This window comes from Parachlamydia sp., assembly GCF_050255895.1.
GTDB classification, from domain to species: domain Bacteria; phylum Chlamydiota; class Chlamydiia; order Chlamydiales; family Parachlamydiaceae; genus Parachlamydia; species Parachlamydia acanthamoebae.
The window spans coordinates 21,758-37,873 of record NZ_JBFWIR010000027.1; the positions used below are offsets into that span (position 1 = coordinate 21,758).

The window sequence follows — 16,116 nt, forward strand, 5'->3', positions numbered from 1 at the left end:
TTCCTTAACTAACCGAAAGGACCTAAGTATGGCCATTCCCCTAAAAAAATTTCGAGAAGTCGTTTTCGTACTTCTTTATAGCCAAGATTGTGGCCGAGTGAGTGAACAAGAGCTTGTAGAGCTTGTAATGAAAGAATTGGCTGTTACTAAAAAGACAGCCTATTCTGCTTTGGAAAAAGTAGAACTTGTTCTCGAAAAAAAAGCTGAAATTGATGATCTTATTGCAAACACATCTCGTGAATATCGCTTTGAAAGAATTCAAACCGTAGAAAAAAACGTTTTACGGTTAGGGATTTACGAGATGCTGTTTGATGACTCCATTCCCCCAAAAGTTGCGATTGCAGAAGCCATTCGGTTGTCGCGGAAATTTAGTACTCCCGAATCCGCAACATTTGTGAATGCTTTGCTTGATCACATTTATCAGACCAAAGAGGGCAAAGTCAGCGATGATCTGGCGATCGCAAAAAGCGCGGCTGTTTTGGCCCAAAATGATGTCGTTGTTCAAGCATTTTTAGAAGCAGCAGAAAGAGGAGACGTTGTGCGTGCGTCTTCTCATGAAGAAATTGAGGAAGAAAACGATAGTGAGGAGTAATGGATTTTCCATTTGCTTACCAAGAAAATAAGTTGCTTAGCGGATTGAGTACTTTTGGTATCGGAGGTCCCGCGCGTTACTATGCCAAAGTGCGGGACATCCCTTCCATGCAACAGATGCTAGCATTCTGTTCCGCACATGACATCCCTTTTTTTATTTTAGGAAAAGGATCCAATTGTTTATTTGATGATGCGGGCTTCGATGGCTTGGTCATTCATAACAAGATTGATTTCTTTGAAAATCCACGTCCTGAACTTTTTCGAGTAGGAGCTGGCTACAGCTTTTCTCTTTTAGGTGTCAAAACGGCTCGAGAGGGATGGTCAGGTTTAGAATTTGCCTCTGGAATTCCCGCAAGTGTAGGTGGCGCTGTGTTCATGAATGCGGGTGCTAATGGTTGTGAAACCTGTGCTTCCCTATACGAAGTTGAATATGTCGATGAAACAGGACAGCTTTACATTTTTTCAAAAGAAAATCTTCCATTTTCTTATCGAACTTCTCCCTTTCAAAATATGTCAGGAGCTGTTGTTGCAGCTTCATTTTTTTTATCCCGCTTAGATTCTGCTAGACAAAAACAATTTGAAATTTTAGATTATCGCAAAAAAACGCAACCTTATGGTGAAAAATCTGCTGGTTGTATTTTTAGAAACCCTCAATCCGGCCATGCTGGAGCTTTGATTGAGCAGACTGGGCTTAAAGGACAAGTCATTGGGGGTGCTAAGGTATCGAGTATGCATGCAAATTTTATTGTGAATGATGGAAATGCGCGTGCACAAGATGTCTTAGAGTTGATTGCTCATATCAAAGAGGAAGTCTTAAAACAACAAGGCGTGGAGCTTGAGAGTGAAGTTCGTTACATCTCCAGCCTTCCAAAAAGCATATAAAAAGAGAAAACATGGATGATTTCCGTGCTGACATGCATTGCCATTCAACGTGCTCGGATGGGACATGCTCTCCTGAGGAATTAGTTGATATAGCTTTCAAAAGTGGTTTAAAAGGTTTGTCAATTACAGATCATGATAGTGTAGAAGCTTATCAGAGTGCAGTGGAACCCGCTGCAAAACTTGGAATAAAATTACTTTCTGGTGTGGAGTTTTCTGCTGAACAAGACTCCGTCAATGTTCACATCCTTGCCTACGCTTTTGCTTTTCAAAATCCTGTGATAACTAAATTTTGTCAAAAACATGCGGCTCGTCGTGTGGAAAGAAATCGTGAAATCTTGGATCTTTTACGGATGCATCGGATGCCCATTAAAGAGCAGGATGTCATCGATTTATCGCCATGCGGAACAATTGGCCGTCCACACATCGCTTTAGCGATGATCAATTATGGATATGTAAAGACCTTACAAGAAGCTTTTAAAAAGTATTTAGGGGATGGAAAATCTTGCTTCGCTTCTGGTAAACCTTTTTCTGTAGAGGAAACCCTAGATGTAATTCACAAGGCGAAAGGATTGGCAGTTATTGCCCATCCCCATCTGATCGATCATGTTCCTACCACAAAACGTCTTTTAGAAATGAATTTCGATGGTATTGAATGCTATTACGGAAAATTTCCTGCACATGTGCATGAAAAATGGCTTGAGATGGCACGTAACAAAAATTGGCTGATCTCAGGTGGATCCGATTTTCATGGAGCGATTAAGCCGAATATTTCTTTAGGAAATTCTTGGGTTAATGAGGAACTTTTTAATCCGTTTTATAGCCATTTTCAGGCCAATTTAAGGGAGGATATATGAGTTATGTCAAGTTGGTGAAGCGCTTGTTTGCAGAAACAAATACGCGTGGCATGAAGCTCGGTTTATCCAATTGTCTTCGGCTTCATCATGCCATGGGACGTCCTTGCGATTCATTCAAATCTATTCACGTTGCGGGGACAAATGGCAAAGGATCTGTGACAGCAAAAATCGCAGCAGGGATGCAGGCGGCGGGTTATCGTGTCGGAAGATATGTCTCTCCCCATATCGCGACATTCCGAGAGCGAATGAGCATTAATGGTGAAATGATTTCTGAGGCTGAAGTTGTCGAAATCTTAAACGAATTATTTGCAGTTGCGGATAGAGAAAAGATATCTCCCACATTTTTTGAACTCACAACTTTACTCGCTTTTTGCTTTTTTGCACAGAAAAAAGCAGACATTGCCGTTCTCGAAACAGGTTTAGGTGGACGTTTGGATGCCACAAATATAGTGCATCCGATTCTTTCGGTGATTACGTCTATCTCGGTTGATCACACAGAAATACTGGGTCATACATTAGAAGAAATCGCGAAAGAAAAAGCAGGGATCATTAAATCGCATGTCCCTGTTTTAATTGGGCCTTCGGTTCCTCATTCAATCATACAACCAATTGCTGACGAACTAAAAAGCCCTCTTTACTCAGTTTCTGGAACTTTTTTTAATCCAGAGCAAGAAAACTGTGCGATTGCTGAAAGGGCATTGCAACACCTGCAATTACAGGAAGAAAATATTCAGCAAGGTCTTTTGGCATGCTTACCGTGCCGATATGAAAAAATTCAGACAAATATTCCCATTTTCCTTGATGTTGCACACAATCCTGCAGGCGTAGAAGGGTTGTTAAAAAGGGCCAGAAAAGACTATTCAGGAGTTCCCTTCCATATCGTCTGCGGTTTCTCACGAAATAAAGACTTGCAAACATGTTTGCATTTAATTGCCCAAGAAGCAAAGCACATTTATCTGGTTTCTTCGACAGGAGAGAAAGCCGCTCCCGTGAGTAAGCTTGAAGCGATTATTCGAACATTTGTACATCTTCCCGAAGAAATTCATTCGCATTTAAGTATTCAACAGGCCGTGATATTGGCCATGCGAAATGCTTCTCAAGACGGGGGAATTGTGCTGATTTGTGGGACTTTTTATATCATGCGCGATGCCCGCATGGCTTTAGGAATTAGTGAGCCTATAGATCCTCTCGAACTTCGGGATTAGAAAGGATTTCTCCTCGACCTAATTTTCCGAGCATACGAAAATGGGAATCAATCGCTTGAAAAAAAGTGGGTTGTTCATTGTAAGGCAGCCCAAACTCTTCAGTCGTTTTTTTGACAATTTTTGAAATATGTGGATAATGTACGTGGCAGACGTTAGGAAAAAGATGGTGCTCGATCTGAAAATTCAATCCACCTAAAAAATAGGACAACACGCGATTGTGGGTTGCAAAATTTGATGTCGTTAATAGCTCATGGGTTGCCCAATTATTCGCCATTCTTCCAACGGAGTCGGGCTCCGGAAATGCCACACTTTCTACAATATGCGCGAGTTGAAAGACGAGCGCTATCATAAATCCTCCCACAAATTGCATGCAAAAATATCCCAATAGCACTTGCCACCAAGATAGGCTGAGTAGATACATAGGAAGGCCGATGAAAAAAAATAATGAAAAAATTTTTAGAGTGGTAAAGATAGCGGTGTCCTTGGGTGGCACTTTTCCATTAATGGCACCACGATAAAACCAAACAGGATCAAAAAATAAAATCCAATTGAGGCTGGTGAGACAATACAAAAAGGGGGCATAGTACGGCTGGTATCGATGAAACCAATAGACCTCATCTTTCGGGGAAAGACGTAGCCAGATCGCTTTGTCAATATCGGAGTCGTGTCCTGGAATGTTCGTATAGGTGTGATGGAGCACATTGTGTGTGATTTTCCAGATGTAAGAACTAGTTCCATTGATGTCAAAAGAATAGCCCAGAAAGCGATTCAATTTATGATGATGGCTATAAGCTCCATGCAGAGCATCATGAGTCACATTAAAACCAATAAGGGGCTTGATGATGCCAAGTCCGCAATAGAGTAGAAGAACTCCGTTAAATGAAAAGCTATTCGAAATTAAAGCTCCATAGCAAGTGACATATGCCACAAGGAGCAGAAGGGTCTTTAACCACATCTGCCAGTTTGCATGACAGGATTTGGCCTGTATTGCAAAATCCTGTTCAACTCTTTTTTTTACTACGGTGAAAAAATCATCCTTTTGGTTAGCTTGAAATTTTAATTTCAATTTTTACCTCCGAGCTAGTAACTTGACGAATCCAATTTTACTTTTCCATGAAAGATCCAGTAAATGGCTGTCGTATAAGCTAGCACCAAGGGGATTCCAATCAAGGCGATGATAATCAGAATTTCCAGGGTTTTTTCAGAAGAAGCTGAATTATAGATCGTCAGACTTAAGCTTGGATCATTAATCGCACGTACAACCTCTGGGTAAGTTCCGACAGCATAGAGTAGCATTAAGAACACAATATTGAAGCAGGAAGAGACAAAGGCGAGCCAATCCTTTCCTTGGTTAATCTCACGGGGGATGTTTGCTATGGAAAGCATATTTCCCACGGCAAGCAGAAAGAAAATGGGGCGTTCCTGGATCGTTTTAATCATGTGTGGCATGTAAATGAGTGTGGCCATAGTGACTAAGGAATAGGTGATAATGAAGAAAATGATAAAAGGATTTATCCATGAACGGATTTTATCATGTAATTCTCCTTCTGTTTTCATCAAAATGAAAATACCACCATGCATGCAGAATAACGCAACGGCCATAATTCCGATTAATAGAGCATAAGGATGAAGTAGAGAAGATAGGTCTCCTGTAAACTCTTTTTGAGCATCAAGTGGGAGCCCTCTAATGAGATTTCCCAAAACAACGCCCAGTGCTAAGGCAATAATCAAACTTGCTAAACTAAACAGCACGTCCCACATCCATCTCCACCAAGGCATAGGGCGTTTACTGCGAAATTCGATGGCAACAGCTCGAAAGATTAGTCCTCCTAAAAGAATCATAAGGGGAACGTAAAAAGCAGAGCACAATGTTGCGTAGATATCTGGAAAGCCTGCAAATAGAGCTCCTCCAGCTGTAACAAGCCATACTTCATTTCCATCCCATACTGGACCGATAGAGTTTAGCATTAAACGGCGTTCTTCATCCTTCTTGGAAAAAAGATGTAACATACCCACACCTAAATCAAAGCCATCTAAAATGGCGTATCCTGTAACGAGGGCAACAAAGGCACTAAACCAGATAAATTCGAGAGAAGAAGCATTAATCATGTTATAGTTCCTTTACGTAGGTGAGGAGGTTGTGATAAGGGCTTGTGAGATCTTCGTCAGTGGGACCGTGCTTGATTTTTTCGTTGAGCAAATAAATAAACATGACAAATAAGAAGAAGTACACAACCGAAAACATGACAATGGATCCAAAAACTTGATTGGCAGTCACCGATTTTGATAAGCCTTCAGATATGCGAAGTAAGCCCTGTACAATCCATGGATATCTGCCCATTTCTGCCGCAACCCAACCCGCTTCATTGGCAAGCTGTGGGAAAAGAACGGAAAAGGTCATGATCCGAAGTACCCATACATTTGTGAATAAAGTCCCTTTCCACCACAAATAGATAGCGATAACCGTTAAAAGAAACATGCACGCCCACATGGCGATCATTAAGCGGTATACTTGAAAGACAGCCTTTACATTTGGCCAATCCTTTTCGGGAACTTTATCAAGGCCTTGAATGATGGCTGAAGAATCTCCAAAAGAGAGAAAACTTAAAAGTTTCGGAACCGCAATCTGATAGTCAACACGCCTTTCCTGGGTATTGACGATTCCAAAAAGAGTTAGGGGAGCTTCGCTTTGGGTTTCAAAGAGTCCTTCAAAAGCCGCAAGTTTAGCTGGCTGATTTTGTGCAACCCCTTTGGCGCTCATGTCACCTAAGATAAGTTGAAGAATTAAGGAAACAAAAGCGATACTTAAGGCGATTTTCAAGGAGCATCTTGCAAAATCAAAGTGTTTTTTCTTGAGCAAATAGTAGGCGGAAACACTGATCACGAGAAACATTCCCGCAAGCCATGCTCCAACAAGTGTATGAGCAAGCCTGTCGACGGATGACGGATTAAAAACCATCGCCCAAAAATCAACTATCTCAGCACGCGCATTTAGGCCTTCCCCGACAATATGATAACCGGCAGGCGTTTGCATCCAAGAGTTAGCCACTACAATCCACACGGCACTAAAATGTGCTCCCAAGCAAACCATGAGGGTTGCAAAAAAGTGTGTTTTAGGTTTTACGCGATTCCATCCAAAAAGCATGATTGCTAAAAAACCGGATTCGAGAAAGAAAGCAAAGACTCCTTCCGCAGCCAATGCACTGCCAAATACATCTCCAACATAGCGTGAATAGGTTGCCCAGTTTGTACCAAACTCGAATTCCATGACAATGCCCGTGGCTACACCAATCGCAAATGTCAATGCAAAAATGCGTGTCCAGAACTTTCCAATTTGCAGGTAAATAGGATTTTTTGTCTTCAGATAAGTGGCTTCTACGCAAACCAAGAATAAGCCTAAACCTATGCTAAGAGGTGGATAGATATAGTGAAACATGATAGTAAGAGCAAATTGAAAGCGGGCGAGTATTTCTACGTCCATTGATAGCGATCTCCTAAAACAAATAAGCTAAAGAAAGCACTCTAAAGAATTTGTGAATTTTTTAGAAAGATACTTTTTATTTCTTTTGAAATGAGATGAAAAATTTTAATTTTGCGCTTCGCTGCTCTACTCTTACAACCTTGGATGCTAAGTCATAAATGAATTGAATGCATTGTCAACAAAAACTTATTACAGTAAGATTCATGGAAAATTCATCCAACTGGTTGAATTTATTGGATTGGTTGACAGCGTACCTTAGCCTTTCCAATTTGAAAAGAAAGCCTCGTGTGAAATGAAACTGAATATGAGTGAAGGTAGTGGTGTGTTATGCATTCTTTTTTAGATTTGACTTCCGTTGATTGGAAATGCGTAGATTCTGGTTATTTTGTCATCACTCAAGTCACTCACAAGCAAAATACGTATAAACTTGAAGTTTATGATAAAACTGCATGGCAAAAAAAAATAAAGGAATCTAAATCAAATCCTCTCTTTTTATTTACCTTAGATAAAATTATCCCTCTCTTTAATCAGTCTCAAGTGAATCATACGATTCAAGACTTTCAAATCGCGGCTTTAAAATTTCGCTTGCAAAATGTCTGTGAAAAACACAATGTTAAATGGTTAAGATGTTTGCGATATTTAATACTTCCAAAGCTTGTGGCATTTTTGTGCCGATCAAACCTTTTCAAAACCTATCAATTGCCAACAACGCCTGCAAAAGAGGCGATTGATCCTTTTAAAAAAGAGTCTATATCCGCTTTTATCGAAGCTGTGGAAGAGAAGCCATTTTTAGTTCCGCCAGGGGATGAATTTTATTATGATGTGGTCAAGATTGTAAAAAATGGCAATCAGGATCAGTTGGAAAGGTATTTCGAGAAATTAAGTACAGAAGAAATAGATCAAATCTTTGAAAAAGCTCAGGATAAATCCGATCCATCTTCCGATTGTCTCATTTCAATGTGTTTTAAATACATGGAATTGGCGAAGGCCCTTGCTTTGCTAGACTCCATCCTTCTTTCTGAAGAGGATGTTGCTAAAAAAATTGTTTCCTCTATTGGATTGGATGTGTGGGAAAAGCTAATCGAAGAAGGGTTAGAAAGTGGAGATCTCGCAAGCTCCTCAGCAAACGCTTTTTTATCAAAAATTGTGCCCAAAGAAAAAAAACAAATAAGCGCTAGACTTTTCATTAGAGAAGTGGGAAGGGAACCATTTGCTTTAAGAGACATTTTTAAAGCCCTTCCAAATAGTGCTCTAATGATGAATGATATCCAATTGGGAGAATTAGTCGGTCTTTTAAAGAATGACATTGTGCTGAACAATCATGAGAGACTACTTTGTAAACAATTTCAACACCTTCCGGATAGAGAAGCACGTTTAAACAAGATTTCGGTTCTTTTTGGAAATAGAATCTCCGATGTTTTAGAAAAATGTGATTTTACTGAATATGACTGGCTCAAAATAGATCTTAGCTTATTGAAAACTCGAGAGCTAATAAAATCTGGAAACTCCGAAGAGTTAAAAAGTATCTTCAGCGCTTTAAGTAATCAAGGCAAAATGGATTATGCACGTCACTTAGTCCATGTGATTAGTCAGAAGGAAAGTAGCGAAAGTTCTTTCATGTCTCTTTTTGTCATACTGTCTTTGGATGAGGCATCTTGCTACATGGAGCAGGCCCTAAAGGGGGTTTTTAAAGAAAAGTTTTATGCGTATAAAAAGCAAGCTTTTATAGCTTATTATCGTGTAAGAAGGGTAAAGACGGCAAAAGTGCCCGGTTTTAAATGTAATCTATCTCTATGTAAGTCACATATTGATGCATTTCTTTTAGCCAAATTAATCAAACATATGCCATCTACAAATCCTGATTTTTTAAAGATCGTTCTCAAAGATCTGTTAATTGCAGACACTCCATTGCCTATTAAAAAATCAAAAATTAAAGCGATTTGTGCTGAACAAACGTGTGAAAAAAAACGCACTGTCTTAAAAGAGTTGAGGTTAATTACGGATGTCTAAGGCTAAATTAATGGGAATTTTAAATGTGACTCCAGATTCATTTTTTGATGGGGGAAGATACAAAGATACAGAGAAAGCCATAGCCCGTGGATTGCAAATGGAGCACGATGGAGCTGATATTTTAGATATTGGAGGAGAATCCACTCGTCCCGGGTCTTTATCTGTTTCTGAAGAAGAAGAATTAGCTCGCGTTGTCCCTGTTATCCAAGCTCTTCGTTTACAAACAAAATGTGTGTTGTCGATCGACACCATGAAACCTCTGATTGCAGCCGCCGCTATCGAGGCAGGGGCATCTCTTATCAATGATGTGGGTGGATTTGGCATTCCTCTCATGCGAGAAATTGCAGCCTCTTTTGATGTGGACGTTTGTGTGATGCATATGCAAGGTGAGCCTCGCACGATGCAGCAAAATCCTGTTTATAAAGAGGGCGTAGTGCCTCATTTGATGCACTGGTTTGAATACCGTGTGAATGAATTAAAAAAAAATGGTGTAAAAGAAGAAAGAATTATTCTAGATCCTGGCATCGGATTTGGAAAAACGGTTGATGATAATCTTCAAATTATACAAAATCTATCCTTGTTCAAGTCGATGGGTTTTCGTGTTTTGTTGGGAGCATCACGCAAGTCTTTTCTTTCCAAAATCGTGAATAAATCCTCTGCGGATGTTTTGTCGGAGACGATCGCTGTCAATGTCATAGGTTTACAGCAGGGTGTCGACATAATTCGTGTGCATGATGTAAAAGAACATCGTGGAGTTATAGATCTCATGGAGAGATTTGTTTAAACGAGGTCAGGATTGATGAATGTATTTCATTTTATGATTCCGGGATTGGAAATCATCATTATTGCTATAATGGTGTACAACCTTCTGTCGTTTTTTTGGAATACACGAGCGATGGATTTGATTTTGGGTTTGCTGGCCTTTGTTGCTGTTTATGCAGGAGCTAAATGGCTTGACTTTCCTGTTCTCCAAAAGCTTATGTGGTATTTCATCAACGTAGCGGTAATTGCCGTCTTAATTATTTTTCAACCAGAGTTACGACTGGCGCTTTCTAAAATGAGCGTTAAGGGAAAGAAATATCGGGAAATTACCGAATTCGATAAGTTTCTCGACAGTACCGCTCAAACTATTTATCGCTTGTCGGAAAGGCGAATTGGCGCTCTCGTTTTGCTTGAAAATCAGGATTCATTAGATGAGTTTGCCAATAAAGCCGTCGTTTTAAATGCCCAGTTTTCTCCTGAATTACTCGAATCCATTTTTACAACGACAACGCCTTTGCATGATGGCGCCGTAATTATTCGAGGAATGACAATTTTGTCAGCCGCAACTATTTTGCCATTAGCTGATGATAGTTCACAGCTTTCCAAATCGATGGGAACAAGGCACCGTGCAGGTCTTGGAATTAGCCAAATTACGGATGCACTTATTATTGTTGTCTCTGAAGAAACGGGAAAAGTATCCATCGCTCGAGAAGGCATTATGACTCGAGGAGTTAAAATGGACCGTTTTAAAGGAATCATCCGCAGCGTATTCACCCCTCCTAAAACTAAAGTGGAATCAGGTTTTGATTTGATAGGACAGCTTAAACAATGGAATCAGTAAAAGACTTTTTTTTTCATAATTGGGGCCGTAAAGCTGTTGCAGTCATTTCTGCCATCATCATTTGGTTTTTTGTGAATCATTCGATTCTTGAAACGAAAACCATCCCCAATGTTCCCGTTAAAATTGTCAATCTGGCCCCAGATAAAACAGTGCTTGGCTTGTTGTCCAATGGAATTTTGGAGAGACGAATGACTTTGACGTTGACTGGGACGAAGGATGTTATTCAAGATTTGGAACCCGGAGATGTTCAAGTTCTTTTAGATGCTTCAACAGCAGATAGCGACGACTGGGTTGTGCGCATATCCAAGAAAAATTTGGTTAGTTTGAATCCCGCTATTAACCTTTTACAACACATTACGGCTGTTGATCACGCTGAATTTGTGATTAAGCTGACGAAGCTTGTGACAGCGAAGATCCCTATTTTAGTAATGCCGCCGGTAGGAAATCCTCCTGAAGGATATGAATATTTGGACGTTTGGCCGCAAAAACTCATGCAAACCTTGAGCGGACCCCGAGAGGAAATAGAACGATTAAAAAATAAAGGCTTAAAGCTGACATTTAACCTGGATAAAATTGCGTCAGCTGACTTAGACAAATTAAGTAATGATCCCTCACATACATATGATGATGAAATTAGTTTTCCTGTCCCCGAAAAATGGAAGCAGGTTGCGATTCCTTTTCGCCAGTATGCAATGGAGGAGATTAATGACCCAGAAGCGGCTAATTTGCGGATAGACTTTTTGAGAAAAAAGCTTTTGCCTTTAAAACAAGAACTTCCTGTGCAAGTTTTTTATCCTTTTAAAAATAGCTCTGACATTAACCCTCATACCTATTCCTTGTCTTTTCAAGGTCCGATCATTGAAAAAAATGGGATTTCGATCTTCTCTGTTCCACTTTATGTGAAAGATGTCAGTCGTTTATTTCTCGATATTATTCGCGATAATTTGCAGATTGTCGTGATTGCTGCTCCAAAAGATGAAAGAGAGATTCTGCAGTGGAGCATTGAAATTATTGATGCACATGCATTAGAAGATACCTATGTGGCCTATTCCCTTAGTGCTTTACCTGAAGACAAAAACGTTTCGGCATTATCTTCAAAAAGGCAAGAAACTCTTTTAAGAGAACGTTTTAGAGAATATGTGCAACGCTTAGCTTTGTATGTAACTCCTGATCGTAAACTATTGCTAGATAGTCGTTTAGATGACAACCAAATTAAAGTCCAAATAGGGAAATAGCGTGCCAGCCGAAAGATATTACATTCCTCAACCTTTTCAGAAAGGATCTGAGTTGATTATAGAAGGACAGGAATTCCACCATCTGGTCCATGTGATGCGTACGCAAGTTGGGGAAAGTGTCGAAGTTGTCAATGGGGAAGGCGGATTTGGGCATGCCGTTTTAGAGCACCTTGAAAAAAAGAGGGCTATCTTTCGTGTTGAAGAGACTGTTCAACATCCAAAGCCAGCATTCGAAGTTATTCTTGCCCAAGCAATTCCAAAAATTAATCGTTTGGATTTTATTCTTGAGAAAGGGACAGAATTGGGCATGACACAATTTTGGCTTTTCCCTTCACAGCGTGGGGAGCGCAAACAGCTTACAGAGCATCAAATTGAGCGGATGCGTGCCCTTTCAATTGCAGCGATGAAACAATGTGGCAGTTTTTATTTGCCTACGATTCTTATGAAACCACCCCTAGAAAAATGGGAAAGGAATCTTCCTTTGCCCGCCCTTTTTGGAAATGTTCAACCAGATGCACCTTCTTGTGTTGAAAAGCTTAAGCAAGAGCGCTTTCAGAATGGTGTTATTTTTTTTGTTGGACCAGAAAGTGGATTCAGTTATGAAGAAGAAAAAACACTTCAAGCATTGGATGTTGAAGGGGTGAAGCTTCACCCCCATATTTTAAGAACCGATACAGCCGCAATAGCAGCTCTTTGTGCAATCACTCAACAGCGACTCCATGTTTAAGTTTTTAAACAAAGGAAAAAGTCATGAAGATGAGAAGACAATGGGCCGTTGCATTTCTTTTAGGTGCATCTTGCCTATGTGAAGCTGCTTATCCTACAAGGTATCCTGCACAAGGATACATTATCAATGAAGCTCCGTCAGTTGGTGCTAATTCAAAAACAGCAGGGGAAGATTCGGTAACTCCGGGTGCCACAACCATTACACCTGGATCGACCACAATTACTCCTGGGTCAACCGATCAAATCCAAGGCTATTATAGTCCTTCTGTTGGAGAGGGGTCCAAATATGCAGGATGGGATTCTCCCCAAGCCGGCTGGGATTCGAGAACCCAAGGAGAATTTTCACCTTCCGTTGGGCGTTATTCACGTTCTGTGGGTGCGGGTGATTTAACTCCAGGTTCCACGATGGTCACGCCGGGATCTACTACGGTGACACCTGGTTCTACGACCGCTACTCCGGGAGATAGTCCCCCATTTCAAAGTTGGTTTGAAGAACCCCATTCTTACTATATTCCTCCCCCACCACCTCAACGCAATCCACAACGAAATCCGTAGATTGGCTTATAGGATCCTTTCAGATTTGAAAGGATCCTCATCCTGAAGGAACCAAGAGCTTTCGAAAATCCTAACTACTCTTTTAATCAGCGGTGAGTAGGTCGTGCTAAGCTGTTTTCAAGAATTGCTAATTTCATTAAATGGCGATTCCTTGACTTTTTGTGACTTTTTTGGGGCTCATAATCACACATTCAAAACAATTCCCTTATAGATGATCTTTTTCTCAGGGTCTAAAGTGACCATTCCCCCTTCCTTCAAAATCCGTGTGGCATGGGCTGCTTGGCACAGATAGGGTTTATGAAGGGATTCCATCATTTTTTTAAGAAACTGTTCAGACGTTTTATCGTTCGGAAAATTCTCTAAAATGACACCGAGGGATTCTTTAATCAATGGGAGATAAGATTCATCACAGTTGGTGATAACGAGCAACTTACCTTTAACCTCGTATACTTCTTTAGAATCGCTTGATAAAGCAAAACAAATGTTTCCGTGAACTCGTGGGCCAAATCCAACCATTCCACGTACTAGAACATCGCCGATGCTTTCGACGATCATCATATTTGTCGTTCCAGTAAATCCAAAGGGAGATCCAGCTGTAACTAGGACAAGATCTCCAGAATTTACATGTCCTTTTTCTAGGGCAAATGAGCTGATTTGTTTGAATGCATCTTGAATGTTTTTAACAGGCTCAGCCTCTTTGCAAGGAATGACACCCCAATTAAGGGCCATTTGATTATAGCATTTTTCATTGGGAGTCAGTGCGATAATTGGCATGGGAGGTCTTAAGCGTGAAAGCAATCTAGCGGTGCCTCCGCTGTTTGTAAACGTGAAGATGGCTTTTGCATTGGCAGTATGAGAAATCTTCACTGTAGCCAAGGAAACAGCTGTTGGGACATCATTGCTGATGTAAGGTGTCTGCATGCTAAAGTGATGGTAGTGGTCAAAATCTTCTTCTGTTTCTTTAATGATTTCTTTCATCATGGTGACAGCTTCGATCGGGTAATGTCCAATTGCGGTTTCTCCCGATAGCATGACTGCCGAGGTGCTGTCATATATGGCATTCGCAACATCGGATACCTCCGCGCGCGTAGGACGGGGATTATGAATCATAGATTCAAGCATTTGTGTGGCTGTTACAGAGGGCTTTCCAGCGATATAGCATTTCCTAATCATCATTTTCTGCAATTTAGGGACTAGACTTAAAGGGACTTCCACACCTAAATCACCGCGTGCGATCATGATTCCATCAGCTACTTTCACAATGCTGTCAAAGTTTTGAACCCCCTCACTATTTTCAATTTTGGCTATAATAAGAATGGATGATTTTTTTTCTTGCTCAAGCAATCTTTTAATGGTTAAAACATGCTCAGCAGATCGGATGAAGGAGGCTGCAATGATATCAATATCCTGTTCACATCCGAATCGAATATCCGCAATGTCATGGTCTGTTAAAGCCGGGAGGTTTAGCGAGGTATTAGGGATATTGACCCCTTTGCCAGAGCGAATGAGTCCTCCGTTAAAAATTTCAACCAAGACGCCATTGGAAGTCACTTCAACAACGCGTGAAGAAATATAGCCATCATCAAAAAGAACCTGCATGCCAACAGTTAATTGATCAATGATTTCGGGCGGTGTGATGGTGACTTGATTGCTATCACCCTCGATGATTTCTTTAACAAGAAGCCATTTTTGACCTGGTTTTAAGAGGCGTTCTTGATCTTTAATACGTCCAAGTCGTATTTCAGGGCCCTTTGTGTCCAGCATGATGGCGAGAGGTGTATTGAGATTTGTGCGTGCTTGTTTGAGTAATTGAATGGTTTCTAAATGCTCTTTATGCGTTTGGTGACTAAAATTTAAACGCGCCACATTCATGCCAGCTTGGATGAGTGCCTGTATTTTTTCTAAGGAATTAACAGAAGGGCCTATTGTACAAATGACCTTAGTCTTCGTAATCATGGGGATGCTCCGGGTGTATATACTCAAATTAACAGAAGCAAAGCAAAAAATCCAATACACTTCTTGATTCTAAACCGAAACTTCATCATGATAAATAAGCCTTTTAATATAAAGTTTTTGTAGATAAGTATGTTGGTTGATTGGTTTTCTCCTCAGAATGAAATTCTTATTAATCCTAAATATTCTAAATTGATACACGAGAAAATTGCGGCAGCCCTTCAGAATAACGTCCATTTAGAGAGTCACATTTGTGTGGCTACTTCGGGTTCAACTGCACAGGTCTGTGAATTTCCCAAAATGGTTTTGCTGGCTAAGGAAAGTGTGCTGATTTCTGCGCAAGCCGTGAACTTCCATCTAGAAGCGAATCAAAGTGATCGATGGATCCATGCTTTACCTGATTTTCATGTAGGAGGCTTGGGTATTTGGGCCAGAAGCCTGCTATCAAAAGCGCGCGTGCACATATTTCAAGAAAAATGGAATCCTTTTGCTTTTTATGAATATGTTGTGAAGCATGCGGGAACACTTACGGCTCTAGTTCCAACGCAAATCTTTGATCTTGTTATGCATAAGCTTTCAGCCCCACCAAGCTTACGTGCCATAGTGGTCGGTGGAGGAAAACTGACGGAATCACTTTATCTGCAAGCCCGTAGTCTGGGTTGGTGTGTTTTACCTAGCTATGGGTTAACAGAATGTGCTTCTCAAGTAGCCACAGCAGGTTTAGATAGTTTAAAGTCCATGCATTATCCTTCTCTTTCACTTTTATCACATGTTGAAGCGTCGATCTATGCGGATAGAATTGCTTTAAAAAGCCCCTCATTATTGACAGCCTATCTTGAATCGAGTAGGGGAGATATTCGGATTATAGATCCCAAGCGTGATGGCCTTTTTCAAACAGAAGATCGCGGGGCGATCGTTGGCCAAACATTAGAAATATTCGGAAGAGTTCAAAATTTCTTCAAAATGGGTGGAGAAAGTGTTGAGTTTGCTAATCTAGAAAAAATCCTAGAACAAGTGAAGA

General features: G+C 40.5%; 15 protein-coding genes. 11 read left to right on the plus strand and 4 right to left on the minus strand.

Annotated elements, in window-relative coordinates; all coding sequences use genetic code 11:
• Positions 1–28: 28 nt before the first annotated feature.
• The 4 genes from nusB to AB7E63_RS06340 are packed head-to-tail and all read left to right on the plus strand — an operon-like array spanning position 29 to position 3,532.
• Entirely contained in the window at positions 29–592 is a 564-nt protein-coding gene (gene nusB, locus AB7E63_RS06325) for a transcription antitermination factor NusB (RefSeq protein ID WP_006341648.1), read from the plus strand.
• Complete coding sequence (murB, locus tag AB7E63_RS06330) at positions 592–1,473, plus strand: UDP-N-acetylmuramate dehydrogenase (protein ID WP_006341647.1); 882 nt, start codon at positions 592–594, stop codon at positions 1,471–1,473. Before nusB ends, murB begins: the two co-directional genes overlap by 1 nt.
• An 11-nt stretch (positions 1,474–1,484) precedes the next feature.
• The gene (locus AB7E63_RS06335) at positions 1,485–2,327 is read left to right on the plus strand and encodes a PHP domain-containing protein (RefSeq protein WP_006341646.1); all 843 of its coding nucleotides are present in this window, start codon (positions 1,485–1,487) and stop codon (positions 2,325–2,327) included.
• A complete protein-coding gene (locus AB7E63_RS06340) occupies positions 2,324–3,532 on the plus strand; it encodes a bifunctional folylpolyglutamate synthase/dihydrofolate synthase (RefSeq protein ID WP_036746294.1) in 1,209 nt (402 codons plus the stop codon). The genes AB7E63_RS06335 and AB7E63_RS06340 overlap by 4 nt, the downstream gene beginning before the upstream one ends.
• Here the strand turns inward: AB7E63_RS06340 and AB7E63_RS06345 are convergent.
• From AB7E63_RS06345 to AB7E63_RS06355, 3 genes are read right to left on the minus strand one after another with little or no spacing between them, the layout of a single operon-like run.
• Positions 3,504–4,598 (minus strand): fatty acid desaturase family protein, encoded by a 1,095-nt coding sequence (locus AB7E63_RS06345; RefSeq protein ID WP_284452834.1) that lies wholly within the window; start codon positions 4,596–4,598, stop codon positions 3,504–3,506. The genes AB7E63_RS06340 and AB7E63_RS06345 overlap by 29 nt on opposite strands.
• A gap of 14 nt (positions 4,599–4,612) precedes the next feature.
• Positions 4,613–5,641: a cytochrome d ubiquinol oxidase subunit II gene (gene cydB, locus AB7E63_RS06350; RefSeq protein WP_006341642.1), complete on the minus strand. Its 1,029-nt coding sequence runs from the start codon at positions 5,639–5,641 to the stop codon at positions 4,613–4,615.
• A 1-nt stretch (position 5,642) separates the two neighbouring features.
• A complete protein-coding gene (locus AB7E63_RS06355) occupies positions 5,643–7,013 on the minus strand; it encodes a cytochrome ubiquinol oxidase subunit I (protein ID WP_036746291.1) in 1,371 nt (456 codons plus the stop codon).
• Positions 7,014–7,340: 327 nt separating this feature from the next.
• Here AB7E63_RS06355 and AB7E63_RS06360 point away from each other — a divergent pair, with 327 nt between their 5' ends.
• Genes AB7E63_RS06360 through AB7E63_RS06385 form a run of 6 tightly spaced genes read left to right on the plus strand, consistent with a single transcriptional unit; the run spans position 7,341 to position 13,142 of the window.
• On the plus strand, positions 7,341–9,023 hold the full coding sequence (locus tag AB7E63_RS06360) for a hypothetical protein (RefSeq protein ID WP_006341640.1): 1,683 nt from the start codon (positions 7,341–7,343) through the stop codon (positions 9,021–9,023).
• Positions 9,016–9,807, plus strand: a complete 792-nt coding sequence (gene folP, locus AB7E63_RS06365) for a dihydropteroate synthase (protein WP_006341639.1) — start codon at positions 9,016–9,018, stop codon at positions 9,805–9,807. The genes AB7E63_RS06360 and folP overlap by 8 nt, the downstream gene beginning before the upstream one ends.
• Before the next feature lie 15 nt (positions 9,808–9,822).
• Complete coding sequence (cdaA, locus tag AB7E63_RS06370) at positions 9,823–10,626, plus strand: diadenylate cyclase CdaA (protein ID WP_013924719.1); 804 nt, start codon at positions 9,823–9,825, stop codon at positions 10,624–10,626.
• Positions 10,614–11,861: a CdaR family protein gene (locus AB7E63_RS06375; RefSeq protein ID WP_006341637.1), complete on the plus strand. Its 1,248-nt coding sequence runs from the start codon at positions 10,614–10,616 to the stop codon at positions 11,859–11,861. The genes cdaA and AB7E63_RS06375 overlap by 13 nt, the downstream gene beginning before the upstream one ends.
• A 1-nt stretch (position 11,862) precedes the next feature.
• Positions 11,863–12,588, plus strand: a complete 726-nt coding sequence (locus tag AB7E63_RS06380; RefSeq protein ID WP_006341636.1) for an RsmE family RNA methyltransferase — start codon at positions 11,863–11,865, stop codon at positions 12,586–12,588.
• A 23-nt stretch (positions 12,589–12,611) separates the two neighbouring features.
• Entirely contained in the window at positions 12,612–13,142 is a 531-nt protein-coding gene (locus tag AB7E63_RS06385) for a hypothetical protein (protein WP_013924721.1), read from the plus strand.
• A 183-nt stretch (positions 13,143–13,325) separates the two neighbouring features.
• On the opposite strand, the gene pyk is transcribed toward AB7E63_RS06385, so the two are convergent.
• Positions 13,326–15,098 carry a pyruvate kinase gene (pyk, locus tag AB7E63_RS06390; RefSeq protein ID WP_006341634.1) on the minus strand — a complete coding sequence of 591 codons (1,773 nt, stop codon included), beginning with the start codon at positions 15,096–15,098 and terminating at the stop codon, positions 13,326–13,328.
• A 129-nt stretch (positions 15,099–15,227) separates the two neighbouring features.
• Here pyk and AB7E63_RS06395 point away from each other — a divergent pair.
• The coding region (locus tag AB7E63_RS06395) for an AMP-binding protein (protein ID WP_428418989.1) at positions 15,228–16,116 on the plus strand (889 nt) is incomplete at its 3' end.

What these genes read in the sequence shown, in the direction of transcription:
- nusB (WP_006341648.1), top strand. Translation starts at nt 29, where the DNA reads ATGGCCATTCCCCTAAAAAAATTTCGAGAAGTCGTTTTCGTACTTCTT.
- murB (WP_006341647.1), top strand. Translation starts at nt 592, where the DNA reads ATGGATTTTCCATTTGCTTACCAAGAAAATAAGTTGCTTAGCGGATTG.
- AB7E63_RS06335 (WP_006341646.1), top strand. Translation starts at nt 1,485, where the DNA reads ATGGATGATTTCCGTGCTGACATGCATTGCCATTCAACGTGCTCGGAT.
- AB7E63_RS06340 (WP_036746294.1), top strand. Translation starts at nt 2,324, where the DNA reads ATGAGTTATGTCAAGTTGGTGAAGCGCTTGTTTGCAGAAACAAATACG.
- cydB (WP_006341642.1), bottom strand. Translation starts at nt 5,641, where the DNA reads ATGATTAATGCTTCTTCTCTCGAATTTATCTGGTTTAGTGCCTTTGTT.
- AB7E63_RS06355 (WP_036746291.1), bottom strand. Translation starts at nt 7,013, where the DNA reads ATGGACGTAGAAATACTCGCCCGCTTTCAATTTGCTCTTACTATCATG.
- AB7E63_RS06360 (WP_006341640.1), top strand. Translation starts at nt 7,341, where the DNA reads ATGCATTCTTTTTTAGATTTGACTTCCGTTGATTGGAAATGCGTAGAT.
- folP (WP_006341639.1), top strand. Translation starts at nt 9,016, where the DNA reads ATGTCTAAGGCTAAATTAATGGGAATTTTAAATGTGACTCCAGATTCA.
- cdaA (WP_013924719.1), top strand. Translation starts at nt 9,823, where the DNA reads ATGAATGTATTTCATTTTATGATTCCGGGATTGGAAATCATCATTATT.
- AB7E63_RS06375 (WP_006341637.1), top strand. Translation starts at nt 10,614, where the DNA reads ATGGAATCAGTAAAAGACTTTTTTTTTCATAATTGGGGCCGTAAAGCT.
- AB7E63_RS06385 (WP_013924721.1), top strand. Translation starts at nt 12,612, where the DNA reads ATGAAGATGAGAAGACAATGGGCCGTTGCATTTCTTTTAGGTGCATCT.
- pyk (WP_006341634.1), bottom strand. Translation starts at nt 15,098, where the DNA reads ATGATTACGAAGACTAAGGTCATTTGTACAATAGGCCCTTCTGTTAAT.